This is a genomic window from Streptomyces sp. SCSIO ZS0520 (assembly GCF_025643355.1).
Classification (GTDB): domain Bacteria; phylum Actinomycetota; class Actinomycetes; order Streptomycetales; family Streptomycetaceae; genus Streptomyces; species Streptomyces physcomitrii.
The window spans coordinates 5,602,187-5,627,057 of record NZ_CP092644.1; the positions used below are offsets into that span (position 1 = coordinate 5,602,187).

Here is a 24,871-nt window from a genome sequence, read left to right on the forward strand (position 1 = left end):
TCGCTTCCCCCTAGGCTGGCCGCGTGCGCGTACTGGTGGTCGAGGACGACGAGAATCTGCGGTTCGCGCTGACCGCGGCGCTGCGCGGCTCGGGCCTCGCGGTGGACGAGGCGCCCGATCTGCCCCAGGCCGACGAGGCCCTCTTCGTCACCTCCTACGACTGCGCCGTCCTCGACCGCACCCTGCCCTCCGGCGACGCCGCCGCCTGGGTACGGGACTGGCGGCGCGGGGGCGGGGCGGTGCCGGTGCTCTTCCTCACCGCGCGGGACACCGTGGCCGACCGGGTCGAGGGCTTCGAGGCGGGGGGCGACGACTACCTCGTGAAACCCTTCGCCGTACCGGAGTTGATCGCCCGGGTGCACAGCCTGTGCCGCCGCTCCGGCGCGGTGCGGCCGCCGGTGTACCGCTGCGGCGACCTGGAGATCGACACCGCGCGGCGCGAGGTGCGCCGGGACGGGGTCATGCTGATGCTCACCGGCAAGGAGTTCGCCGTCCTGGAGATGCTGGCGGCCCGCGCCGACCAGGCGCTCTCCCGCGGCGAGCTGATCGAGGGCTGCTGGGACGAGATGGCCGAGCCGCAGTCCAACGTCCTGGACGTGCTCATCTCCCAGCTGCGGCGCAAGCTCGGCGAGCCGCCGCTGATCCGCACGGTGCGCGGGGTCGGCTACCGGCTGCTCGCGCCGCAGGACGGCCCCGGGTGAGCCACCCCGCCGTGCAGACCGATCGGCGCGGGCCGGTGCGCCGGGCCCTCGGTGCGCTGCGGCCCCGCCGCGGCACCCGCCAGCCGCACACCGCCGCGGGCCGGATCCGCCGCCTGCGCCGCCGTATCGCGCTGCTCTTCGCCCTCACCAGCGCGGCCGGGTTCATCGCGCTTGCCGTCTTCGCCGTCCACAACGACGGCTCCACCTGGCGCGGCCAGGTCGACCAGTCGCTGAACCTGCGCACCAGCCAGGCCGTCATCCAGCTCACCTACACGGGCGACGAACCCGACGCCGCCGACCTGGTCGAGACGATGGACACCGACTGCCCGCCGCTGCACCTGCTCGTCCTGCGCGAGGACGGACTGCGCGCCCTCGACACCCTGCGCCGCCCCTGTGTGAGCGCCCGCCCCGCCGACGTACGCGAGGCGGCGACCCGGGCCATCGACCGGGCCGAGGTGACCGCCCGGGACAGCCGGGCCCGCGACGGCCGCCCGGTGCGCCTGGTCGCCGAGCCCTACATCAGCCCCAGCAGCGAGGAGGCCGACAGCGCGGTGGTCGCCGTCGCCGACACCAGCGAGCAGCACCGCGACCACGACCGGCTCACCTGGGGCCTCACCGGCGCCTGCGCCGCGCTGGTGCTGGTCTCGGCGCTGATCGGCCGGCTCCTCGCGGGCCAGGCGATCCGGCCCGCGCTGCGCGCCCTCGACCAGCAGGAGGCCTTCCTCGCGGACGCCGCCCACGATCTGCGCACCCCGGCCGCCTCGCTCAGCAGCCTCGCCGAGACCGCGCTGCGCGGCGAGACCGACCCCGCCGACGTCCTCCGGCGCAGCCTGCGCCTCGCGCGGCGGATGGGCGCCCTGGTCGACGGGCTGCTCACCCGGGCCCGGCTGATGGCGGGGGTGGGCGTGGTGGAGCACCGGCCGCTGCGGCTCGACCAGCTCGCCGAGACGGTCGTCGAGCTGGTCGAACCGTCGGCCGGGGACCCCGCGGCCGGTGCGCACCAGGTCACCGTCGACGCCGCGCCCACCGTGGTCGAGGGCGACGCCGAGCTGCTGCGCCGCGCCGTCGCCAACCTCCTCGGCAACGCCCTCGCCCACGGCCACGCGCCCGGGGAGCCCGCCGAGGTCCGCCTCACCGTCACCCCGGACGGGACGCTCACCGTGGACGACGCGGGCCCCGGTCTCCCGCCCGGCCTCGACTCGGCCCTCTTCGACCGCCACCGCTCCACCACCGGCTCCACCGGCCTCGGCCTCTCCATCGCCTCCTGGGTGGCGCACGCGCACGGGGGCACCCTCACCGCGGGCCCCAGCCCCACCGGGGGCGCGCGCTTCGTGCTGCGGATCCCGGCGCGGAAGGGGCGGGGGCGGAAGGAGACGGGGGAGTAGGCCCCTGCCCCGCCCCGGTCGGGGGCCCGGGGGCCCTTCATCAAAACCTCAGCTTCCCTCCGCCAGGGTGTGGGCACCCCTCACACCTGCGACGGAGCAACAGCATGCCCCCCAGTTCTCGACGTTCTCGACGCCCGGCCGCCCTGGTGGCGCTCGCCGCGGCCGGTTCCCTTCTGCTCACCTCCTGCCAGCTCGCCTCGGCGGACGGCGCGCAGAAGGCGCGCAAGGACCCGGCGCACGCCCCCGAGTTGCGCACCTACTACCAGCAGAAGCCGCACTGGAAGGCCTGCGGCGACGGGCTGCGGTGCGCCTCGCTCAAGGTGCCGATGGACTACTCCCGGCCCACGGGGCGCACCTTCACGCTGCCGCTGGTCAAGCACCCGGCGGAGAACGCGAAGCGGCGCCTCGGCTCCCTCGTCTACAACCCGGGCGGGCCCGGTGCCTCCGGCGTCGAGGACCTCAAGGGCGGCACCGCGGCGAGCTTCGGCAAGCGGGTGCGGGCCCGCTTCGACATCGTCTCCTTCGATCCGCGCGGGGTGGGCGGCAGCAAGCCCGCCGTGAGGTGCGACGGGGACGGCGGCGGGGAGCCCGAGGGCGGGGCCGAGGAGGAGGCACCGGTCGCGCTGTACCCGAGGGACGGCGAGCAGCGGCGGGCCGCGCTGGCGAGCGCCGACGCGGAGTCCCGGGGCTGCCGCCGGGGCAGCGGCTCGGTGCTGCCGCATGTCGGCACCCCCGATGCCGCCCGCGACATGGACGTGCTGCGCGCCGCCCTCGGCGACCGCAGGCTCAACTTCCTCGGCTGGTCGTACGGCACCAGCCTCGGCACCACCTACGGCGAGCTCTTCCCGCACCGGGTGCGCACCATGGTCCTGGACGGGGCGGTCGACCCGCGCCTGGACTGGTACGAGCGCGCGCTGAGCCAGGGCACCGCCTTCCGCGAGTCGGTGGACGACTACGCGCGGCAGTGCGCCGACTTCGCGGGCGACAGCTGCCCGGGCACCACCCCGCGGGAGATACGCGAGGTGGTGGACACCCTCTACGCGGAGACGGCACGCGAGCCGCTGCCCGCGCCGGGGGCGGACACCACCCTCGACAGCCGCACCCTGAACGCGGCGGTCACGCTCGCCATGTACGCCCCCGAGGACCAGTGGGAGGACCTCTCCGACGCCCTGTGGGAGGCCTACGACGAGGGCGACGGCACCGGCCTGGTGAAGCTGGCCGGGGGCGAGGAGCCGACCGCCGAGGACGAAGGAGGCGCCCGACTCCCGGGCGCCGCACGGGAGTCGGCGGGCGGCCGGGCCGCGGGGCGGGCCCCCGACAACAGCGACGCCGCCCTGCTCGCCGTCAACTGCCTCGACATACCGCATCCGAGGTCCGCGAGCGCCTACTGGAAGGTGATGGCCGCCGCCCACCGCAAGGCCGGGGTCTTCGGGACCTCCACCGTGGTGGACGAGATGAGCTGCCGCAACTGGCCCCGGGGCACCGTGAAGCCGCACCGCGCCAAGGCCCCGGGCATGGCCCCGGCCCTGGTCATCGGCACCACCGGGGACCCGGCGACCCCGTACCACGAGGCGCGCAGCCTCGCCCGGCAGCTGCCGAAGGCGATGCTCCTGACCTACGAGGGCCTCGGGCACACCGCCTACGGCCGCGGCGGCTCCTGCGTCGGCCGGATCGTGGACGACTACTTCCTGCACCGCAAGAAGGTCCGCGCGGGCACGATCTGCTGACCCCGACTCCCCGAAGCCGGGCGGCGCACGGGCTTGAGACGCGCGCCGCCCACCGGGCGCCCGGCTGCGGCTGCCGGGCGCCCGGCCCCGTCCGGGTCCGCTGCCGGTCGGTCAGCGTGCGCCCCGGTACAGCGGCTCGATCCTGGCCCGCAGGTCCGCGCTCTCCACCTGCTGCCGGTAGAGGGCGCCGTCCGGGGCGAGGGCGGTCTTCGGGCAGGTCTTCTCCGGTGCGGTGGTGCCGGGCAGGGTGAACTCCCGTACCGGCGCGCCCGTCCGGGCCTCGAAGACGCGGTAGACCCAGCGGGCGGACTCCACCCGGGAGGTGCCGCCGAGGGCGTCGCCGCCGAGGTACTCGCAGGTGCCCACCTGGCGGTGGGTGAAGTCGGCGTCCTCGTACTCGCACACCACGAGCTGCACCCCGCCGGGCGGTGCCCACTGGTGGGGCAGTTCGGGACCGCCCTCCCCGGAGTCCGCCCGCAGCAGCCGGACCGGGTGCGGGCCGGGGCCCCGGTAGGCGGGACCCTTCGGCGTGTACGCGCGCACCGCCTTCGCGTCGTAGGACCCGGCCTCGTACGGCTGCTGACCGCAGGCCTGGGCCGGGCTGCGGGTGACCACCGGAGGCGGGGTCGGGAAGCCCCGGGTGGCCGGGTCGACGCTGCGGGTCGCGGGCGGTTCGGCGCCGCCGGAGGGCTCAGCACCGCCGGAGGTGCAGCCGCCGCCCGCGAGGAGGCCGCCCGCGGCGAGGACCAGGGCGGCGGCCGTCCGCCGCGGTGCACCGGCCACCTGCTGCCCCCCCGTACGCCTCGGTCCTCGCGGCGCGGCCCGGCGGTCGCGCGTCCGCGGCCGGGCGGTCCCGCGCGGGCACGTACCGCCGACGGCCGTACGCGGATTATCCGCCCGGCGGACGGCCCCGGGAAGTGGGGGCGCACCCCAGCGGTGGCGGCACGACCCCCTCACAGCGGCCGCGCGGCCGGTCTCAACTGCCTTCCGTACCGCCCCTGTCGGCGGTGCCCACCGGCTTGTCCTCACCCGGGCCCGGTTCCGCGTCCAGGGTGGCGTTCTCGGTGACCCGGGTCCCCGGGTGCCGGATCGCGCAGAGGTAGGCGAGGGCGCAGGCGATCGCCATGCCGTAGAAGACCCACTGGTTGGCCTCGGCGAAGTCCATCCGGATGGCGTCCATGGACCGGCGCATCACGGTGGCCACCGGGCCGTCGCCGCTGGGCTGCTGGGCGTCGGGGTTGCCGGTGACGGACTCGGCGACCTCGCGTGCCGCTTCGCGCGAGGCGCCCTCGGGCAGGCCCCGCGAGGTCAGGGTGTCCTGGACATGGTCGGTGGTGGCGTGGGTGAGGACCGTGCTGAAGACGGCCATGCCCACGCTGGCCGAGAAGTTGCGCACGGTCTGGGTGATGCCGGTGACCTCGCCGTAGGAGGCGTTCAGGGAGCGGTTGACGGCGTCGGTGGAGGTCGGCGCCAGCATCAGGCCGATGCCCGCGCCCGCCATGGCGGCGTAGGGCCACTGGTCGTGGAAGGAGAGGTCGGTGAGCTTGTTCGCCCACAGGGCGAAGCCGACCGCGGCGAGCGCGGTGCCCGCCTTCATCGCGGGGCGCGCGCCCCGCCGGTCCAGGATCCGGCCGCCCCACTGGGAGGCGATCGCGAAACCGGCGAAGAAGTAGAGCATGTAGAGCGCGGCCTGGTTGGGCGAGGCGCTGACCGAGACCTGCGCGTAGACGGACATGAAGAAGAACAGCGGCACGAAGGCCGTCATCGCGAAGAACAGCACCAGGTTGTCGACGGCGAAGGCCTTGTCGCGGAAGACCTGGAGCCGGATCAGGGGGTGCTCGGCTCCCAGTTCGTAGCGGCAGAACAGGGCGAGCACGAGCAGGCCGCCGAGCAGGCAGACCCAGGTGGCCGCGCCGTCCCAGCCCCAGGCGGCGGACTGCTGGAGGCCGAGGACGCTCAGCCCCATGCCGGTGACCACCAGGAAGGCGCCGACCAGGTCGAGTTTCTCGGGGCGGCGGGTGTCCGGGATCCGCGCCTTGAGGGTCAGCGCGATGGCCACGATCGCCACCGGGACGTTGACCCAGAAGATGGCGCGCCAGGTCCAGTCGGTGAGCCAGCCGCCGAGCAGCGGGCCGATCGCGGTGAGCGCGCCGGAGAGCCCGAAGAAGAGGGCGAGGGCCCGGCCGCGCCTGCCGACCGGGAAGACCGCGACCACCACGGCGAGCGCGGCCGGGAACATCAGGGCCGCGCCGAGGCCCTGGGTGGCGCGGAAGACGATGAGCCAGCTCTGCGCGAGGTCGCCCTTGGGCACGCAGCCGCAGAGCACCGAGGAGAGCACGAAGACGAGGGTGCCGGTCAGCATCACGCGGCGGTGCCCGAGGATGTCCGCGAGCCGCCCGCCGAGCGCGAAGAAGGCGGCGAGGGAGAGCAGATAGGCGTTGATCACCCACTGCATCCCGGAGGAGGAGAGGGAGAGTTCGTCGATGATGCTGGGCGCCGCGATGCTGACGATGGTCTGGTCGATGAAGGTCATCGACACCGCGAAGAGCATCGCCGCGAGAGCGAGCGTCTGGTGCGGGGCGCCGGTGGCGGCCGGAGGACTGCGGCCGTCCTCGGTGTCGCTGATGTCACTCATAGGGGCAATTGTGAACCGGGGGCTCAGGGGGCGCATGTGGACCCCGGGGCGGGTGGGGGAGCCGTGCCGCGCGGGGTGGCCCGGGTGCGTCCGCGGGCCCGGATCGCGAGGTCGGGGAGGGTGGCGTACGGTGTTCCGTCGCGTCGGCGGGGTGTATGTGGGTGAAGCTGAGGAAGTATCAACTTTGCTGGGAGGTGCGGGAGTTCGCTGCCGCGGGGCCGGAATCGGGCGGTCGGGCCCCGGCTCGGCACGGACAGTTGCGCGGGATACCCCATTCGTCGCCGCGGGAACGCCAGAAGTGGGGGGAATTGTCGCCTGAGCATTACGGAGTGTGTGCATCCGCTCAGCGGTTGCGTGATTTCCCTAGCAGTTCATGTGATTTACCGCACAGGTCAGAGCCCGAAATGAGAAGACCGTGTTACCGACACGTGGCGTGTTTACGACGTGCTGGCCGACGTCGGAAAGTTCGGCATACGAAAGGGCTCGTCGCGACGCACTGTGTCCGCTATTGCGTGTCCGGAATTGGATGACGCGCGTAGAGAGCTTCCGGTAATCACACAGAGTCGCGGCTTGACCGTATGGAGAGCCGCCAGTTGACTACCGCGCACCACCCCCCACACCGGAGACTCCCATGCGGACGCCGTCCCCCCATGTGTCCTCTGAGTCCTCAGAGTTGCTGACGGACTCGGTCATCGCGGTCAACCCGCTGCACCGTCCGTCGCCACGCCTGACCGCCGCCGCCTGCCGCGCCGGCGCCCTCGGCGTGCTCGAACTGCCGGACGGGCCCGACCGCCGCGCCGCCGCCCTGCTCGCCCGCACCGCCGACTGGTGCGCGGGCCCCTTCGGCGTACGGATCCGCCCCGGCACCCCGCTCACCGGTGCCGAGCTGCCCGAGCGCGCCGAGACGGTGCTGCTCGCCGACCCCGCCCGCTCGCCCGCGGAGTTCCCCGGCCGCCGCGTCCTCGCCGAGGTCGTCAGCCCCGCGGAGGCCGCCGAGGCGGTACGCGCCGGGGCCGCCGGGCTCCTCGTGCGCGGCCAGGAGTGCGGCGGGCGCGCCGGGGAGCTGAGCACCTTCGTGCTGCTCCAGCGCCTGCTCGCCGACCCCGCGATCACGGTGCCGGTCTGGGCCTGGGGCGGCATCGGGCCCCGTACCGCCGCGGCGGCCGTGCTCGGCGGCGCCGCCGGTGTGGTCCTCGACATCCAGCTCGCCCTGCTCGACGAGGCCGAACCGCCCGCCGAGACCACCGAGGCGCTGGCCTCCCTCGACGGCTCCGAGAGCGTGCTCGTGCACGGGGTACGGGTGCTGCGCCGGCGCGGACCCGGGGCGCCCGCGGTCCCCGCCGACCTCGACGGCGTGCACCGCGCGCTGGCCGCCGAGGACCCGCGCGAGCGGCTGCTCCCGGTCGGCCAGGACGGCTATCTGGCCGCCTCCTTCGCCCGCCGCGGCACCCGCGTCCTGGACGCCGTCCGCGCGATCCGCGAGGCCCTGGACTCCGCGGACGCCGAGACCCCCGCCGCCGCGCTCGCCGAGGACTCCGCCGGTGCCAGGGCGCTCGGCGCCCGACTCCCGCTCGCCCAGGGGCCGATGACCCGGGTCAGCGACGAACCCGCCTTCGCCGCCAAGGTGGCCGCCGAGGGCGCCCTGCCCTTCCTCGCCCTCGCGCTCGCCGACGCCGAGCGCACCCGCTCCATGCTGGAGCGCACCCGGGAGGCGATCGAGCCCGGCACCTCCTGGGGAGTCGGCATCCTCGGCTTCGCCGACGAGCAGATCAAAGAGGCCCAACTCGCCGTCGTACGCGAGCTGAAGCCCAGCCACGCGATCATCGCGGGCGGCCGCCCGGCCCAGGCCGCGGCCCTGGAGGCCGAGGGCATCTCCGCCTTCCTGCACGTGCCCTCGCCGGGGCTGCTGCGGCAGTTCCTGGCCGCGGGCGCGCGCAAGTTCATCTTCGAGGGCGCCGAGTGCGGCGGCCACATCGGGCCCCGCAACAGCTTCCCGCTCTGGGAGGCGCAGACCGAGGTCCTCACCGAATTCCTCGACCAGGCAGGGGAGTCGGCGGCCCGCGAGCTGACGGTGCTCTTCGCCGGGGGCATCCACGACGCCCGCTCGGCCGCCATGGCCGCCGCCGTCGCGGCCCCGCTGACGAAGGCCGGAGCCGGATTCGGCGTGCTGATGGGCACCGCCTACCTCTTCACCGAGGAGGCCGTCTCGGCGGGCGCCATCCAGCCGCTCTTCCAGCGGCAGGTCCTCGCCGCCGAGCGCACCGACCTCCTGGAGACCGCCCCGGGCCACGCCACCCGCTGCGCCGCCAGCGACGTCACCCGCGACTTCGCCGCGCTGCGCACCCGCCTCGCCGCCGAGGGCGTGCCCGACCGGGAGGCCTGGGAGCAGCTGGAGCGCTTCAACGTCGGACGGCTGCGGCTCGCCTCCAAGGGCGTCGAGCGGGTCGGCGCCGAACTGCGCCGGGTCGACGAGGAACGCCAGGCCGCCGAGGGCATGTTCATGGCCGGAGAGGTCTCGGTGCTGCGCTCCGCGACCACCGGCATCGCCGAGCTGCACGCCTCGGTCACCGCGGGCGCGGGGGAGTGGCTGCGCGAGCGCGTCGCCCGACTGCGCCCCGCCGCCGAGGAGTCGGCCGGGGAGAGCGCCCCGCCGCCGCTGCGGATCGCGGTCGTCGGCATGGCCGCGATGTTCCCCGGCGCCAAGGACCTCCAGGAGTTCTGGGCGAACATCGTCGAGGGCCGGGACAGCGTCACCGAGGTGCCCGCCCACCGCTGGGACCCCGAGCTGTACTACGCCCCGGACGGGGAGGGCGAGCGCACCCCCTCGCGCTGGGGCGGCTTCCTGCCCGAGATCCCCTTCGACCCGCTGCGCTACGGCATCCCGCCCGCCTCCCTGCCCAGCATCGAGCCGGTGCAGCTGCTCGCCCTGGAGGCGGCCCGCCGCGCCCTCGCCGACGCCGGGTACGAGGGGCCCGCCGCCGACCACCGCCGCACCTCGGTGATCTTCGGCGCGGAGGCGGGCAGCGACCTGTCCAACGCCACCACCCTGCGCACCGTGCTGCCCGCCTACGCGGGGGCCGTGCCGCCCGGCCTCGACGAGCAGCTGCCGCGCCTGACCGAGGACTCCTTCCCCGGCATGCTGGCCAACGTCATCGCCGGGCGCATCGCCAACCGGCTCGACCTCGGCGGCGCCAACTACACCGTGGACGCGGCCTGCGCCTCCTCGCTGACCGCGGTGGACGCCGCCTGCAAGGAACTCGCCACCGGCACCAGCGATCTGGTGCTCTGCGGCGGCGCCGACCTGCACAACGGCATCAACGACTACCTGCTCTTCTCCTCGGTGCACGCCCTCTCGCCGAGCGGCCGCTCCGCCACCTTCGACGCGTCCGCCGACGGCATCGCCCTCGGCGAGGGCGTCGCCTGCGTCGCCCTCAAGCGCCTGGAGGACGCCGAACGCGACGGCGACCGCGTCTACGCGGTCATCGACGGGGTCGGCAGCGCCAGCGACGGCCGCGCCCTCGGCCTGACCGCGCCCCGCCCCGCGGGCCAGCGCGCCGCCCTGACCCGCGCCTACCGCAACGCCCGCATCTCGCCCGCCGAGGTCGGCCTCATCGAGGCGCACGGCACCGGCACCGTCGTCGGCGACCGCACCGAACTCGCCACCCTCACCGAGGTGTTCACCGAGTCCGGTGCCGAGCCCGGCAGTTGCGCGGTCGGCTCGGTCAAGTCCCAGATCGGGCACACCAAGTGCGCCGCGGGCCTGGCCGGACTGATCAAGACCACCCTCGCCCTCTACCACGGGGTGAAGCCGCCGACCCTGCACCTGAAGGAGCCCAACCCGGCCTGGGAGCAGGGCAGCAGCCCCTTCGCCTTCCACACCGCGGCGGCGCCCTGGAGCGCCGAGCCCGCCGACCGGGTCGCGGGCGTCAGCGCCTTCGGCTTCGGCGGCACCAACTTCCACGTGGTGCTCCGCGCCCACGAGCAGGCCCCCGAGGCGCACGCCCTGGACGCCTGGCCCGCCGAGCTGTTCACCTTCCGGGGCCGCGACGAGGAGGCCGCCCGCAAGTCCGTACGGGCGCTCCTGAAGCTGCTCGACGAGAGCGGCCCGGTGCGCCTGCGGGACCTGGCGCGGCACGCCTCCTGGCGCAGCGACCAGTCCGCGCTGCGCGGCGAGCCGGTCCGTATCGCCGTGGTCGCCCGCGAGCTGGACGCGCTGCCGGAGCTGCTGCGCCGGGCCGCCGAGGGCGTCCACGCGCCCGCCGAGGGCATCCACGCCGCGCACGCGGTCGAGGAGGAGGTGCGCACGGGCGAGGTGGCCTTCCTCTTCCCGGGCCAGGGCAGCCAGCGGCCCGGGATGCTCGCCGAACTCTTCGTCGCCTTCCCCGAGTTGCACAGCCATCTGCACCGCGGCGCCCGCTGGGCCGACCTGCTCTTCCCGCCCGCCGCGCTGGACGCGGACAGCCGGGCCCGGCAGCAGGAGCGGGTCACCGACACCGCCGTCGCCCAGCCCGCGCTCGGCATCACCGCGCTGGCCGCCACCGAGCTGCTCGCCTCGCTCGGGGTGCGCCCGGCCATGGCGGGCGGGCACAGCTACGGCGAACTGGCCGCCCTCGCCGCCGCCGGGTCCTTCGACCCGGAGGAGCTGCTGGCCGCCAGCGCCGCCCGCGCCGAGGCCATCCTCGGCCGGGTGCCCGCCGAGGACCCGGGCGCGATGGCCGCCGTGGGCGCGGGCGCCGAACAGGTCGAGGAGGTGCTGCGGCTCGCCGGTCTCGACGGGGACGTGGTCGCCGCCAACCACAACTCGCCCGAGCAGACGGTCATCTCGGGCCCGAGCCAGGCCGTCGCCGCCGCCCTCGCCCACCTGAAGGACGCCGGGCACCAGGCCAAGCAGCTCAAGGTCGCCTGCGCCTTCCACAGCCCGCTGCTCGCCGGGGCGGGCGAGGACTTCGGCGCCCACCTGGACCGACTCCCGCTGCCCGCACCGGCGTTCCCCGTCTGGTCCAACCGCACCGCCGCCCCCTACCCCGCCGACGCGGACGGCATCCGGCGCGAACTGGTGGAGCAGATCGGCTCCCCGGTCCGCTTCGCCGCCCAGATCGAGGCGATGTACGAGGCGGGCGCGCGCGTCTTCGTCGAGGCGGGCCCGGGCAAGGTGCTCAGCCGCCTGGTGGCCGCCGTGCTCGGCGACCGCCCGCACCGCACCGTCCCCCTGGAGGACGGCCGCGACACCGGCCTCGGCGGGCTGCTCACCGCCCTCGCCCGGCTCGCCGTCAGCGGCGTGGACGTCCGCACCCGTCGTCTGTTCACCGGCCGGGACACCGTCGACCCGGCGACCGCTCCCGCCGCGCGCGCCGCGGGCTGGACCGTGGACGGCCAGCTGCTGCGCCGCGCCGACGGCACCATCCCGCCGGGCGCCCTGCAACCGGCCCGACCCGTGACGGAGTTCACCGTGCTCGACCAGCACAGCCCCCAGCCCCCGGCCGCCGGTCCCGAGGCGCTGATCGCGGAGTTCCTCCGCAGCAGCCGGGACATGGTCGCCGCCCAGCGCGACGTCCTGCTCTCCTACCTGGGCGTCCCCGAACTGCCTGCCGGTGCCCAGCAGTTGACGGCGAGCCCGGCCGCGCCCGCCCTGGTGGCGGTCCCGCAGCAGACGGCGCCCGCCCCGGCGGCGGCCCCCGTCGCGGTGCCCGCCGCCCCCCTCGCGCAGGAGCCCGCCCCCACCGGCGCCTCCGTACTGGACACGGTCCTCGCGGTGGTGGCCGAGCGCACCGGTTACCCGGTGGACATGATCGAGCCCGATCTCGATCTGGAGGCGGACCTCAGCGTCGACTCCATCAAGCGCACCGAGATCGCCGGCGAGCTGGCGGGCCGCCTCGGGCTGCCCGCGGAGGGCGGCGACCGCCTGGAGGAGCTGAGCGGCGCCCGCACCGCCGAGGCGATCGCGGGCCTGCTCGCCGGGCTCCTCGGCACCACCGCGACCGCGGCGCCCGCCGCCGCGGCCGCGCCCGCCCCCGCCGCGGCCCCCGAGGTCAGCGCCGCCTCCGTACTGGAGACCGTGCTCGCGGTGGTGGCCGAGCGCACCGGTTACCCGGTGGACATGATCGAGCCCGATCTCGATCTGGAGGCGGACCTCAGCGTCGACTCCATCAAGCGCACCGAGATCGCCGGAGAGCTCGGCACCCGCCTCGGCCTCGCCGCCGAGACCGCCGACCTCGACCAGCTCAGCGCGGCCCGTACCGCCGCCGCGCTCAGCGAACTGCTCGCCTCCGCCCTCGGCGGACCCGCGACCCCCGCCGAGCAGGCCGCGCCCGCCCCCGCCCCCGCGCAGCCGGACGAGGCGCCGTCCGCCCAGGTCGTCGCCCCGCAGCGGCTGACCTTCACCGAACGCGTACTGGAGCCGGTGACCGCCGCCCCGGAGCGCGGCAGCCGGGTGCAGCTGCTCGGCGGCGGCGAGATCGCCGAGGCCCTGGCCGCGCTCCTCGGCGAGGCCGGGGTGCGCACCGATCTGGTGCCCGCCGGGGAACTGCCCACCGCCACCGCCGACGCCGTGGTGCACCTCGCCTCGCTGGAGGAGTCCGGGCCGACGCTGCCCGAGTCCTTCCCGCTCTTCCAGCGGGTGCTCACCGCGGCCCCGCGCCGGCTGCTCGCCGCCGACCGGCGCACCACCGGCGCCCCCAGCGGACTGCGCGGATTCTTCCGCAGCGTGGCCCGCGAGTACCCGGAGGTCCGCGCCACCCTGGTCGAGGTCCCCGCCGAGGCGGGCCCGGAGCAGGTGGCGAAGGCGCTGTACGCCGAACTCGCCGCCACCGGCGCCGAACCGGTGGTCCTCGCCGACGGTGCGGAGCGCCGCGCCCTCGACCTGGGCCTCGACCCGCTGGGCGCCCTCGCCGCGACCGGCGCCGGACCCGCGGGCGACGGCGCCGCGGAGGCCGAGGCCGCGGGCCTGGACCGCGACTCCGTGGTGCTGCTCGTCGGCGGCGCCCGCGGCATCACCGCCCGCTTCGCCCGCACCCTGGCCGCCGCCTCCCGCTGCCGCCTGGTCCTCCTCGGCCGCACCCCGGAACCCGCCGGGGCCGAGGACGCCGCCACCGCGGGCGCCCCCGACCGGGCGGCCCTGCGCGCCGCCCTGCTCTCCTCGGGGACCACCCGCACCCCCGCCGAGACCGAACGCGCCGCCTCCGCGCTGCTCGCCGCCCGCGAGGTGCGCGCCACCCTCGCGGAGCTGACCGCGCTCGGCAGCGAGGCCCAGTACCACCAGGTCGACGTCCTCGACGCGGAGGCGGTCGCCGCCGTGGTGAAGGAGGCGCACGCCCAGTACGGGCGCCTGGACGGGCTGGTCTACGCGGCCGGGGTCATCGAGGACAAGCTGATCTCGGAGAAGACGCCGGAGTCCTTCGCCCGGGTCTTCGCCACCAAGGCGGACGGCGCCCGCACGGTGCTGGACGCGGTGGAGGGGCTGCCCGAAGGCCCCCGCTTCGCGGTCCTGTTCGGCAGCATCGCCGCCGCCCTCGGCAACCGCGGCCAGAGCGACTACGCGAGCGCCAACGACGCCCTGGAGGAGCTGGGCCGCCGCTGGTCCACCCCCGAGCGGCGCGGGCTGACCGTGCACTGGGGCCCCTGGGCCGCCTCCGAGACCGGCGGCGGCATGGTCAGCCCCGAGCTGATGCGCTCCTACGCGGCCCGCGGCATCAAGCTGATCGACCTCGACGAGGGACCGCTCAGCCTGCTGCGCGAACTCGCCTACGGTGCGCCCGAGAGCCACACCGTGGTCTACACCGCCTCCGGCTGGTGACCGGCATGGTGCGCGAACCCGAGGCCGCGGGCGCGGCGACCCCGGTCGCCGTCGTCGGCATGGAGGTCTTCCTGCCGGGCGCCCCCGACCTGGCCGCCTACTGGCACAACATCGCGCACGGCGTGGACTCGGTGAGCGAGGTGCCGCCGGACCGCTGGGACCCCGAGTTCTACGATCCCGGCGGCCCGCGGCGCAGCGACCGCTTCTACTGCCGCCGCGGTGGATTCACCGACACCTCGACCGAGTTCGACCTGACCCGCTTCGGGATCATGCCGAACTCGGTGCCCGGCACCGACCCCGACCAGCTCATCGCCCTGGACGTGGCCCACCGCTCCCTGGAGGACGCGGGCGGCGAGTCGGTGCTGCCCGCCGCGCGCGAGCGGGCCGGGATCGTGCTCGGCCGCGGCGGCTACCTCACCCCCGGACTGGTCCGCCTCGACCAGCGGGTGCGCACCGCCAACCAGCTGGTGCACACCCTGCGCGAGCTGGCCCCCGGGCTCGGCGAGGAGCAACTGGAGTCGGTGCGCGAGGCGTTCTGCGAGAAGCTCGGCCCCGAGCAGCCGGAGTCGGCGATCGGCCTGGTGCCCAATCTGGTCGCCTCCCGGGTCGCCAACCGCCTCGATCTGCGCGGCCCCGCCTACACGGTGGACGCCGCCTGCGCCTCCTCGCTGGTCGCCGTCGACCACGCGGTACGCGAACTGGCCACCGGGCGCTGCGACGTGATGCTCGCCGGGGGCGTCCACCACTGCCACGACCTCACCCTGTGGAGCGTCTTCACCCAGCTCGGCGCGCTCTCCCCGAGCGAGCGCATCCGCCCGCTGCACCGCGAGGCCGACGGCGTCCTCATCGGCGAGGGCACCGGGGTCGTCGTCCTCAAGCGGCTCGCCGACGCCCAGCGCGACGGCGACCGCATCTACGCGGTCATCCGCGGCACCGGGGTGGCCAGCGACGGCCGCTCCGCCAGCCTCTTCAACCCCGACCCGGGCGGCCAGATCCGCGCCGTACGGCAGGCCTGGGAGGCCGCGGGACTCGACCCGCGCGACCCCGGGGCGCTCCAGCTCCTGGAGGCGCACGGCACCGCGACCGCCGCCGGGGACCGGGCCGAACTCGCCACGGTGGCCGAGGTGTTCGGGCCCGCCACGGGCGCGCGCGCCGCCATCGGCTCGGTGAAGTCGCAGATCGGGCACACCATGCCCGCCGCCGGGGTCGCCGGTCTCATCAAGGCCGCCCTCGCCCTGCACCACGAGCTGCTGCCGCCCACCCTGCACTGCGAGGACCCCAACCCGGCCCTGGAGCAGACGCGGTTCGCCCCGCTCGCCGAGGCCACCGGCTGGGGCGAGGTCGCGGGCGGCGGGCCGCGCCGCGCCGCCGTCAACGCCTTCGGCTTCGGCGGCATCAACGCCCACCTCGTCCTGGAGCAGCCCGCCCGGGTGCCCGCCCGCCGCCCCCGCGTCCAGGTCCGCGAACCCGAGCGGGTGCTGCGCCTGGCCGCCGGGAGCACCGAGCAGCTGGCCGCTCAACTCCAGCTCGAAGACAGCGAGTTGCTGGCCACGAGCCTGCCCGAGACCGGTCCCGGCTCCGAGGGCGCGGGCCCGGTGCGCCTCGGCATCGCCGACCCCACCGCGCGGCGGCTGAAGCTCGCCCGCAAGGCGGTCGCCAAGGGCGAGCCCTGGCGCGGCCGCAGCGACGTCTGGTTCACCCCGCGCCCGGTCCTCGGCCCGGCGGGCGGCCGCACCGCCTTCGTCTTCCCCGGCCTGGAGGCCGAGTTCGGCGCCAAGGTGGACGAGCTGGCCGAAGTCTTCGGCCTGGACTGGAAGTTCGGCGAGGACGCCCAGGTCGGCGACGTCGGACGGCACGGCGCCGCGGTCTTCCAGCTCGGCCGGATCCTCGACACCTCGCTGCGCCGCCTCGGCGTCGTCCCGGACGCGGTGGCCGGGCACAGCGTGGGCGAGTGGACCGCGATGGCCGCCGCGGGCGTGCACGCGCCCGAGGAGGTGGACGCCTTCCTCGCGGGCTTCGACCCCGACGCGCTGCGGGTGCCCGGACTCGCCTTCGCCGTGCTCGGCACCGCCGCCGAGCGGGTCCTGGAGCGCCTCGCCGGACGCGAGGACGTCGTCCTCTCGCACGACAACGCGCCCAACCAGTCGATGATCTGCGGCCCCGAGGAGCAGGTGGCCGCCCTGGTGGACGCCTTCCGCGCCGAGGGCGTCATCGCCCAGGTGCTGCCCTTCCGCTCCGGCTTCCACACCCCGATGCTCGGCCCCTACCTCGCCCCCATCCGGCAGGCCGCCGAGGCGTACACCCTCCACCCGCCGCACGTCCCGGTCTGGTCCGCGACCACCGCGGCACCCTTCCCGGCCGAACCCGACGCCGTCCGCGAGCTGTTCGTCCGCCACCTCCTGGAACCGGTCCGCTTCCGCCAACTCGTCCTCGCCCTCTACGAGTCCGGCTTCCGCGCCTTCCTCGTCCTCGGCGCGGGGCAGCTCGGCTCGCTGCTCGACGACACCCTCGCAGGACGCGACCGCCTGGTGGTCTCCGCGCACTCCGGCGCCCGGGACAGCCTCGCCCAGCTCCGCCGGGTCGCCACCGCCCTGTGGACCGAGGGCGCCGCCCCCGACCTCGCCCCGCTGCTCCCGGCGGGCAGCACCTCCCGTACCACCAAGCCGGGGCGGGAGGGCGCCCGGCGCCCCACCGCCCGCCTCGACCTGGGCGGCGCCCTGGTCTCGCTGCCCGGCCAGGTCCGGGGACTGCTCGACCGGGCGGCTCCGGCTCCGGCCTCCCCGCTCGCCGCAACTCCCGCGGTACGGGCGGGTGCCACCGGTGCCCCGTCCCGCGCGGCCACACCCCGAGCGGCCGCCCTGGACCAACTCGGGCGCGCCGCAGGGCGGTTCCCGGTCGCCGCCGAACTCTCCGCGCTGCTCGACGAGACGGCCTCGGTCGCGGGCGAACTCCTCGACGCGGTCCACTCCGGGCGCGCGGCGCGGACCGCGGCGCCGCGCAGGGGACCCCGCGTACCGGCGCACCGCGGCGCACAGCCTCCGGCCGCGCCCCAGGCCCCGGCCGCACCCGTAGCCCCCGGCGCCGGGCAGCCGCCCAACGGCCGCCCCCAGCAGGGCAGTCCGTCGGACGGGCCGACGGACACCGCGCCGCCGCTCGCCCCGCTGCCCGCCACCCTGCGCATCGACGTCGAGGAGATGCCGTACCTCCTCGACCACTGCTTCTTCCGGCAGCGGCCCGGCTGGCCCGACGAGGCCGACCGCTGGCCGATCGTGCCCGCCACCACGGTCATCGAGCATCTGATGAGCCTCGCCGAGCAGGCCAGGCCGGGGCTGCGGGCGGTCGCGGTGCACCAGGTGCGGCTGCAGAAGTGGATCGAGGCGATCCCGGCCTCCGAGGTCCCGGTCACGGCGCGCGCCCTCGGCCCGGACCGGGTGGAGGTCAAGCTCACCGGCTACGCGGGCGCGGTCGTCCAACTCGCCCCCGGGCACGCTCCGTCGCCCGCGCCCTGGCCGGTGGAGACCGCCGCGGAGCGGCGCCCGGACCTCAGCGCCGAGCAGCTGTACAGCGAGCGGTGGATGTTCCACGGGCCCCGTTTCCAGGGGGTCACCGCACTCACCGCGCTCGGCGAGCGCCATGTGCGCGGGGTGCTCACCACCCCGGCCGCACCGGGCGCGCTCCTGGACAACGTCGGCCAGCTCCTCGGCTACTGGATCATGGCCACCCTCACCGAGCGCACCACGGTCTTCCCGGTCGGCATGGCCCGGATCACCTTCCACGGGCCCGCCCCCGTACCGGGCACCGACCTGGACTGCCACATCCGCATCACCGAGGTCACCGACACCACCCTGACCGCCGACATGCAACTGGTCCACCAGGGCCGCGTCTGGGCGGAGTTCACCGGCTGGACCGACCGCCGCTTCGACACCGACCCCGGCATCCGCGCGGTGGACCGCTTCCCCGGCCGCCACACCCTCTCCACCCCGCAGGACGGCGGCTGGACCCTGGTCCACGAGCGCTGGCCCGACCTCGCCACCCGCGAACTCATCATGCGCAACATGCTCGGCAGCGCCGAACGCGCCCGCTACGAGGCCCAGCCGCCGGTGCGCAGGCGCCGCTGGCTGCTCGGCCGGATCGCCGCCAAGGACGCCCTGCGCGGCGTGCTGTGGGCCGAGGGCGCAGGCGAGGTCTACCCCGCCGAGATCGCCCTCGACAACGACGAGCGCGGCCGGCCCTTCGCGAGCGGCGTGCACGGCCGCGAGCTGGGCGACGGCCTGACCGTCTCCCTCGCGCACAGCGGCGAGGCGGCGGTGGCCCTGGCCGGCCGCGGGCCCTGCGGAATCGACCTGGAGGAGGTCACCGCCCGCCCGGCGGCGACCGTGCGGGCCGCCTGCGGACCCGAGGAGCGCGCACTCCTCGCCCGGGTGGTCGCGGCCACCGGCGAGGGCGAGGACCTCTGGTTCACCCGCTTCTGGACGGCGAAGGAAGCCGTCGCCAAGGCGCTCGGCACCGGACTCGGCGGCCGCCCCGCCGACTTCCGGGTGAGCGCCGCGGAGCCGGAGCGGCTGCGAGTGGAGCACCAGGGCAGCGCCTGGGAAGTGCGCTGCAGTCAGGTGGCGGCCCCGCGGGGGCTGCCCGAGCGGCAGTACGTCGTCGCCTGGACCGCAGGCGTCAACGAGTCAGGAGAACGACATGACCACTGAGGCGACCACGACGGCCACCGGCACTCCGGGCGCCGAGCACGACGAGGGCACGGTGCTGGAGCAGATCGCCGCCATGCTCCGCGAACTGCCCGACGCCGGTCTCGACGACGCCGAGATCACCCGCGAGACGCTGTTCCACGACGACCTGGAGCTGGAGAGCATCGACCTGGTGGCGCTCGCCGGTTCGCTGCGCGAGCACTACGGCGAACGGGTCAACGTCGCCCTGTTCATCGCCGACCTGGAACTGGACGAGATCATCGCACTGACCGTGGGCCAACTCGTCGACTACGTCGCCGAGTCGCTGCGCGCGGCGGAACGGGGCTGACATGGCCAAGATACGCACCGGCGACATCACCACCCATGTGCAGCGGCTGCCCGCGGGCGCCGCGGGCGGCACCGCCCCCGAGGGCGAGGCACCCGTGGTCGTCTTCGTGCACGGACTGCTCACCGACTCCCTCGCCAGCTACTACTTCACCCTCGGCCCGGCCTTCTCGGCGGCCGGAGTCGACGTGGTGATGTACGACCTGCGCGGGCACGGCCGCACCGACCGGCCCCGCACGGGCTACCAACTCGAGGCCTTCGTCGAGGACTTGGCGTACCTCCTGGACGGCCTCGAGGAGGAGCGGCCGGTCCATCTGGTCGGCAACTCCTTCGGCGGCACCGTCGCCGCCGCCTTCGCCGCCTGGCACCCGGAGCGCGCCGCCAGCGTCACCATGATCGAGTCCGAGCCGCCGGTGGCCGCCTGGACCGGGCACATGGCCGAGGGCCTCGCGCACGCCCGCCGCGAACTGGTCCGCGACGAGGCCATCGACTGGATCGCCGAACAGCACGGCGCGCACACCGCCCGGCTCTCCCGCGGTGCCGGGCGCATCCTCGCCTCCACCACCCTCGCCGAGGACATCCCGAGCGGCCGGGTCATCGACGACGACCTCTCCGCGATCCGCTGCCCGCTGCTCGCCGTCTTCGGCGACGAGTCCGGACTCAGCGCCCAGGTACCGGAGTTGGAGGCCAAGCTGCCCGACTGCCGGACCGTCGTGCTGCCCCGGCAGGGCCACTCCGTCCTGGTGGAGCAGCCCACCCGCACCCGGGACCTGGTCCTGGACTGGGTGCGCGCCCACCACGTCCCGGGCCGCCGCGCGGCCGCCGTCGCCGGAGCGGCGCGATGAGCCGCTTCCTCCTGGTGGTGCCCCCGCTCGTCGGGCACATCAACCCGCTGGCCGGGGTCGCCACCGAACTCACCCGGCGCGGGCACCGGGTCGCCTGGTGCGGCCACTCGGAGCGCCTCCGCGACCTCGTGGGTGAACAGGCCGAGGTCTACGAGTGCGCCATGCCGGACGGCGGCGACCTGGTCCGGCCGCCCGGGCTCACCGGTCCGGCCGCCTTCCGCTTCCTGTGGGAGGAGTTCTTCCTCCCGCTCGCCGAGGCGATGGCACCCGGCGTGGAGGCGGCCGTCCGCTCCTTCGCGCCGGACGCCGTCCTCACCGACCAGCACGCCCTCGCCGGATCCCTGGTCAGCGAGCGGCTCGGCGTCCCGTACCTCACCTCGGCCAGCACCTCCGCCGAACTCATCGACCCGCTGGCCGAGTTGCCGAAGGTGGCCGCCTGGCTCACCGGCCGCCTCGCGGAGCTGCGGGCCCGCGTCGGGGACCCGCGGGCCACCGCCGACCCCCGCTTCTCCCCGTACGGCATCCTCGCCTTCACCAGCCGCGAGCTGCTGGGCGAGGCCGAACTCCCCTGGGAGCGCGTGCACCTGGTCGGCCCGGTGATCGCCGACCGGCCCGAGGACCCGGACTTCCCCTGGGAGGACCTGGACCCGGACCGCGACCTGGTCTTCGTCTCCCTCGGCACCGCCAACACCGACGCCGGGCTGCGCTTCCTCGGCGAGACGGCGAAGGCCCTCGCCCTCCTCGGCGACCGCGTCCAGGGCGTCTTCGCCGACCCGGGCGGACTCCTCACCGAGGCGCCGCCCGGCACGCTGGTCCGCCCGCACGTGCCCCAACTCGACCTGCTCAGCCGGGCGAAGGCGGTGGTCAGCCACAGCGGCCACAACACCGTCTGCGAGACCCTGTGGCACGGTCTGCCGCTGGTGCTCGCCCCCATCCGCGACGACCAGCCGATCGTCGCCCGGCAGGTCGTCGAGGCCGGCGCCGGGGTACGGGTCCGCTTCGGCCGGGTCGACGCGGCCCGCCTCGCCGAGGCGCTGCGCACCGTCCTCGACGACACCGGCGGCCACCGCAGCCGGGCCGCGGAGATCGGGCGTTCGCTGCGCGCCACCGGCGGCCAGCGCGCCGCCGCCGACCACCTGGAGCAGCTCACCGCCCGCCACCCGGCGCCCTTCGCCGCCCACTGACCCGCCCAGGGGCCCCACGGCCCCCCTCCGACCGCCTTCCCGGAGTACGCATGACGACGGCCCACGCACCCTTGCCGGACGAGGTCTCCGCCCCCGCGCCGCAGGAGGGCCCCGGCCCGGGCACCGCCCCGACCGGCCCGCCGTCCGAGCCCGCCGCGCCCGGCAGCCCGCTGCGCGCCCTGCTCCGCCAGGCCCGCCCGCACCGGCTCGTGCTCACCGCGACCCTCTTCCTCGGCCTCGGCGCGAGCATCTCCGGCCTGATCCAGCCCCTGGTGGCCCAGGAGGTCCTGGACGGGCTCAGCGAGGACCGGAACGTCACCACCGCCCTGGTCCTGCTCGGCGTCCTGGTCGTCGCGGGCGCCGCCCTCACCGGCCTCCAGTCCTGGTGGCAGCGGCGCACCTCGGAGAAGGTGGTCCGCACCATCCGCCGCGACCTGGTCTTCCGGCTGATCCGGCTGCGCGTGCCCGAACTCGACCGCAGGCCCCCCGGCGACCTCGTCGCCCGCGTCACCTCCGACAGTGCCCAGGTCCAGAACGCCGCCACCGAGGGCCTGGTGATGGTCACCAACGGCGCCCTCACCCTCACCGGCGCCGTGATCCTGATGGGCGTGGTCCACCTCGGCCTGCTCGGCGTGACTTTGACCGTGCTGCTCGGGGTGGGCGCCGTCCTCGGTCTCATCCTGCCGCGCATCCGCCAGGCGGTGGCCCGCGCGCAGACCTCGGTCGGCGCGATCGGCGCCGCCCTGGACCGCTCGCTCGGCGCGGGCCGCACCGTGAAGGCCAACGGCGCCGAGGCCCGCGAGACCGCCCGCGCCGAGGAGGCCATCGGCGAGGCCTACGAGGCCGGACTCGCCGGGGCCAAGTACGCGGCCCTGGTCACCGTGCTCTCCGGGGTGGCCATCCAGGCCGCCTTCCTCGCCGTACTCGGCGTCGGCGGCGCCCTCGTCGCCTCCGGGAGCCTGGCGGCCTCCGAGCTGATCGCCTTCCTGCTCTACATCTTCTACCTGGCCAGCCCCCTCGCCTCCCTCCTCGGCGGACTCGGCATGCTCCAGCAGGGCCTCGGCGCCATCGGCCGCATCGAGCAGGTCAGGAGCCTGCCGGTGGAGGAGGACGTGGACCTGCCGGTGGCACGGGTGAGCGGGCAGGGCGCCGGGCATGCGGGCGTCGGCTCCGCCGGGTACGCGGGGGCCGGTTCCGCCGGGCGTGCGAGCGCCGGGTACGCGGGGGCCGCTGCCGCGGGGCTGCCCGGTGCCGCGGCTCCGCTCGCGCAGCCGGACGCCTGGTCCGCGCCGCCGGTGGAGTTCCGCGACGTCCGCTTCGCCTACCCCGGCCGGGCGCCCGCGCTGCGCGGCATCTCCTTCACCGTCCCCGGCGGCACCAGGACCGCCCTGGTCGGCCTCTCCGGCGCGGGCAAGACCACCATGTTCGCCCTCCTCCAGCGCTTCTACGAACCGGAGTCGGGCCAGATCCGCATCGACGGCCAGGACATCGCCAGCCTGACCCGCGCCGAACTGCGCCGCCGCATCGCGTACGTGGAGCAGGAGTCACCGGTGATGGCGGGCACCATCGCCGACAACCTCCGCTACGCCGCCACCGGCGCCACCGACGAGGACATCGCCGAGGTGCTGCGCCTGACCCGCCTCGACACCCTCCTCGCCCGGCTGCCCGAGGGGCTCGACACGGAGGTCGGCAACCGCGGGGTCACCCTCTCCGGCGGTGAACGCCAACGCCTCGCCATCGCCCGGGCGCTGCTGCGCCGCCCGCAGGTGCTGCTCCTCGACGAGGCCACCGCGCAGCTCGACGCCAGCAATGAACAGGCCCTGCGCGAAGCCGTCGACCAGGCCGCCCGCCGCTGCACCGTCCTCCTCATCGCCCACCGCCTGTCCACGGTCACCGACGCCGAGCAGATCGTCGTCCTCGAAGGCGGCTCGGTCCGCGCCGCCGGCACCCACCAGAACCTGGTCGGCGCCGACCTCCTCTACCGCGAACTCGCCGCCTCCCAGATGCTCGTACCCGCCGAGGAGCGGCCGCCGGAGGAAGTGGTGCGGTAGACGGGACGGCCGGGCAGGACGGGACGGCCGGGGAAAAAGGAAACCCGCGGGGAAAGGAAACCGAAGCGGGACCGAAAACAAGGTGACGCGGAATCCGGGAAAGAATTCATCCACCGCCCCGGCGCCGCGCCACCTTGTTCCCGTACCCGCATTCCGCATTCTCCGCCGCGGTTTTCATGATCATGGCGTCATTGCCGTACCCGCGCATTCGACGACCGCCGCTGCCGGACGCATTCGGTGCTGCGCGCCCGGGGAATCCGGCGGGCAATGCGCACAGGCCCCTGCGCGGGGACAAGAGCGCACGCACGAGGAAGAAGGACAAGAGCGCACGCACGGGGAAGAGGTGCGCGCACGGGGAAGGTGCACGCGCGAGGGCGAGGGCGCACGCGCGAGGGCGCGGTCACCCGGAACCCGTGAGGGCTCCGGGTGACCGCGCCCGGCCGTGCCGCTCGGCTCAGCCCACCCGGTTCAGCCCGCGAGGGCGTTCAGGAGCGGAAGGTAGCCGTCGCGGTGACCGGCCTGGTTCGGGTGGTACGACTCGTCGATGTCGCTCCACTCCAGGCTGGTCACCCACTGCGAGCCACCCGAGCAGATGCTGTGCGGGTCGAAGGCGCTGCGCGGGTCCAGGAAGCTGAACCCGGCCTTCGAGGCCTGGTCGGCGAGGACGCCGTCGAGGGTGTCCGCGGCGGAGTTGAGCGCGGTGCGCTCGGCGTCGCTCAGGCCGAGGATCCCGCAGTCGCCGCCGATGGTGTACAGCCGCGGGTAACCCACCACGATGACCTTGGCGTTGGGTGCCGCCGCCTTCACCGCCCCGTAGGTGTCCGCCAGGGCGCCGGGCAGACTGCCGGTCGCCGCGGCCTTGGCGGCCTCGACCCCCGCGATGCAGTCCTTGTCGTCCAGGGTGAGGATGCAGTTCTTCAGCACCTCGACGAAGCCCACGTCGTTGCCGCCGACCTGCACGGTCGCCAGCGTGGTGTCCGCGGTGAGCTGCGGCACCTGCTGGGCCTTCAGCTCCGCGGTGGTCGCCCCGGAGCAGGACGCCTCCACGAAGCTGTACGAGCTGTGCGCCTGCGCCCACAGCCGCGGGTAGGTCAACGGCCCCCGGCGGCACGGGTCGTCGGGGTTGTCGTACGTGCCCGTGCCCGGGCCCACCGCGTACGAGTCACCGAGCGCGACGTACTTCTCGGCGGCGGCCGGCTCGGCCTTGCCCTCGGCGGCCTGCGCGGCGGGCGCGGCGGTGAAGGCGAGGCAGGCGGCGGCAGCTGCGGCGAAAAGGGACGTGAGGGGTCTACGTCCTCTTAAAGAGCGCATTCTTCACTCCTCGGATGTGGGGGTGCCTGACCACTATGGAATACCAGATCCGAGAGGCGGAAAATATAGCTTCCGGGAAATTCGCGGCCCCTGTCCGCGCATTCTGTCCGGAAAGGCGGAAATGGGTTCGCGGATTTCTGGATCATCACGCCCGCGGAGCCGGTCTTCCCGGGGCGGATCGGCGTCGGCGGGCACTGTCCGTACTGATCTTCATACGCG

Annotated in this window: 12 protein-coding genes; 9 read left to right on the plus strand and 3 right to left on the minus strand. The window is 75.3% G+C overall.

The window, feature by feature from the left end; all coding sequences use genetic code 11:
- Positions 1–23: 23 nt before the first annotated feature.
- From MID12_RS22360 to MID12_RS22370, 3 genes are all read left to right on the plus strand, one after another.
- Entirely contained in the window at positions 24–701 is a 678-nt protein-coding gene (locus MID12_RS22360) for a response regulator transcription factor (protein WP_040253398.1), read from the plus strand.
- Positions 698–2,086 (plus strand): sensor histidine kinase, encoded by a 1,389-nt coding sequence (locus tag MID12_RS22365; RefSeq protein ID WP_263170245.1) that lies wholly within the window; start codon positions 698–700, stop codon positions 2,084–2,086. Before MID12_RS22360 ends, MID12_RS22365 begins: the two co-directional genes overlap by 4 nt.
- Positions 2,087–2,190: 104 nt before the next feature.
- Entirely contained in the window at positions 2,191–3,813 is a 1,623-nt protein-coding gene (locus MID12_RS22370; protein WP_263170246.1) for an alpha/beta hydrolase, read from the plus strand.
- 111 nt (positions 3,814–3,924) lie between these two features.
- On the opposite strand, the gene MID12_RS22375 is transcribed toward MID12_RS22370, so the two are convergent.
- Together MID12_RS22375 and MID12_RS22380 are read right to left on the minus strand one after the other, a co-directional pair.
- On the minus strand, positions 3,925–4,596 hold the full coding sequence (locus MID12_RS22375) for a hypothetical protein (protein ID WP_263170247.1): 672 nt from the start codon (positions 4,594–4,596) through the stop codon (positions 3,925–3,927).
- Between the two features lie 193 nt (positions 4,597–4,789).
- Positions 4,790–6,448, minus strand: coding sequence for an MFS transporter (locus MID12_RS22380; protein WP_263170249.1), 1,659 nt, complete (start codon positions 6,446–6,448; stop codon positions 4,790–4,792).
- Positions 6,449–7,079: 631 nt separating this feature from the next.
- Between MID12_RS22380 and MID12_RS22385 the strand changes: the two genes are divergently transcribed.
- Genes MID12_RS22385 through MID12_RS22410 form a run of 6 tightly spaced genes read left to right on the plus strand, consistent with a single transcriptional unit; the run spans position 7,080 to position 23,341 of the window.
- Positions 7,080–14,240 carry a type I polyketide synthase gene (locus MID12_RS22385; RefSeq protein ID WP_263170251.1) on the plus strand — a complete coding sequence of 2,387 codons (7,161 nt, stop codon included), beginning with the start codon at positions 7,080–7,082 and terminating at the stop codon, positions 14,238–14,240.
- A 5-nt stretch (positions 14,241–14,245) separates the two neighbouring features.
- Positions 14,246–18,940 (plus strand): type I polyketide synthase, encoded by a 4,695-nt coding sequence (locus MID12_RS22390; protein WP_263170256.1) that lies wholly within the window; start codon positions 14,246–14,248, stop codon positions 18,938–18,940.
- On the plus strand, positions 18,930–19,265 hold the full coding sequence (locus MID12_RS22395; RefSeq protein WP_052482546.1) for an acyl carrier protein: 336 nt from the start codon (positions 18,930–18,932) through the stop codon (positions 19,263–19,265). Before MID12_RS22390 ends, MID12_RS22395 begins: the two co-directional genes overlap by 11 nt.
- Before the next feature lies 1 nt (position 19,266).
- Positions 19,267–20,106, plus strand: a complete 840-nt coding sequence (locus MID12_RS22400; RefSeq protein WP_040253401.1) for an alpha/beta fold hydrolase — start codon at positions 19,267–19,269, stop codon at positions 20,104–20,106.
- The gene (locus tag MID12_RS22405; protein ID WP_040253403.1) at positions 20,103–21,290 is read left to right on the plus strand and encodes a glycosyltransferase; all 1,188 of its coding nucleotides are present in this window, start codon (positions 20,103–20,105) and stop codon (positions 21,288–21,290) included. The genes MID12_RS22400 and MID12_RS22405 overlap by 4 nt, the downstream gene beginning before the upstream one ends.
- 50 nt (positions 21,291–21,340) lie before the next feature.
- Positions 21,341–23,341, plus strand: a complete 2,001-nt coding sequence (locus tag MID12_RS22410) for an ABC transporter ATP-binding protein (RefSeq protein WP_263170263.1) — start codon at positions 21,341–21,343, stop codon at positions 23,339–23,341.
- A 468-nt stretch (positions 23,342–23,809) separates the two neighbouring features.
- Here the strand turns inward: MID12_RS22410 and MID12_RS22415 are convergent, their stop codons facing one another.
- A complete protein-coding gene (locus MID12_RS22415) occupies positions 23,810–24,652 on the minus strand; it encodes an SGNH/GDSL hydrolase family protein (RefSeq protein ID WP_040253406.1) in 843 nt (280 codons plus the stop codon).
- Positions 24,653–24,871 lie beyond the last annotated feature (219 nt).

Excerpts from the sequence above, each read along its gene's own strand:
- MID12_RS22370 (WP_263170246.1), top strand. The coding sequence starts at position 2,191 with ATGCCCCCCAGTTCTCGACGTTCTCGACGCCCGGCCGCCCTGGTGGCG.
- MID12_RS22380 (WP_263170249.1), bottom strand. The coding sequence starts at position 6,448 with ATGAGTGACATCAGCGACACCGAGGACGGCCGCAGTCCTCCGGCCGCC.
- MID12_RS22385 (WP_263170251.1), top strand. The coding sequence starts at position 7,080 with ATGCGGACGCCGTCCCCCCATGTGTCCTCTGAGTCCTCAGAGTTGCTG.
- MID12_RS22390 (WP_263170256.1), top strand. The coding sequence starts at position 14,246 with ATGGTGCGCGAACCCGAGGCCGCGGGCGCGGCGACCCCGGTCGCCGTC.
- MID12_RS22395 (WP_052482546.1), top strand. The coding sequence starts at position 18,930 with ATGACCACTGAGGCGACCACGACGGCCACCGGCACTCCGGGCGCCGAG.
- MID12_RS22400 (WP_040253401.1), top strand. The coding sequence starts at position 19,267 with ATGGCCAAGATACGCACCGGCGACATCACCACCCATGTGCAGCGGCTG.
- MID12_RS22405 (WP_040253403.1), top strand. The coding sequence starts at position 20,103 with ATGAGCCGCTTCCTCCTGGTGGTGCCCCCGCTCGTCGGGCACATCAAC.
- MID12_RS22410 (WP_263170263.1), top strand. The coding sequence starts at position 21,341 with ATGACGACGGCCCACGCACCCTTGCCGGACGAGGTCTCCGCCCCCGCG.
- MID12_RS22415 (WP_040253406.1), bottom strand. The coding sequence starts at position 24,652 with ATGCGCTCTTTAAGAGGACGTAGACCCCTCACGTCCCTTTTCGCCGCA.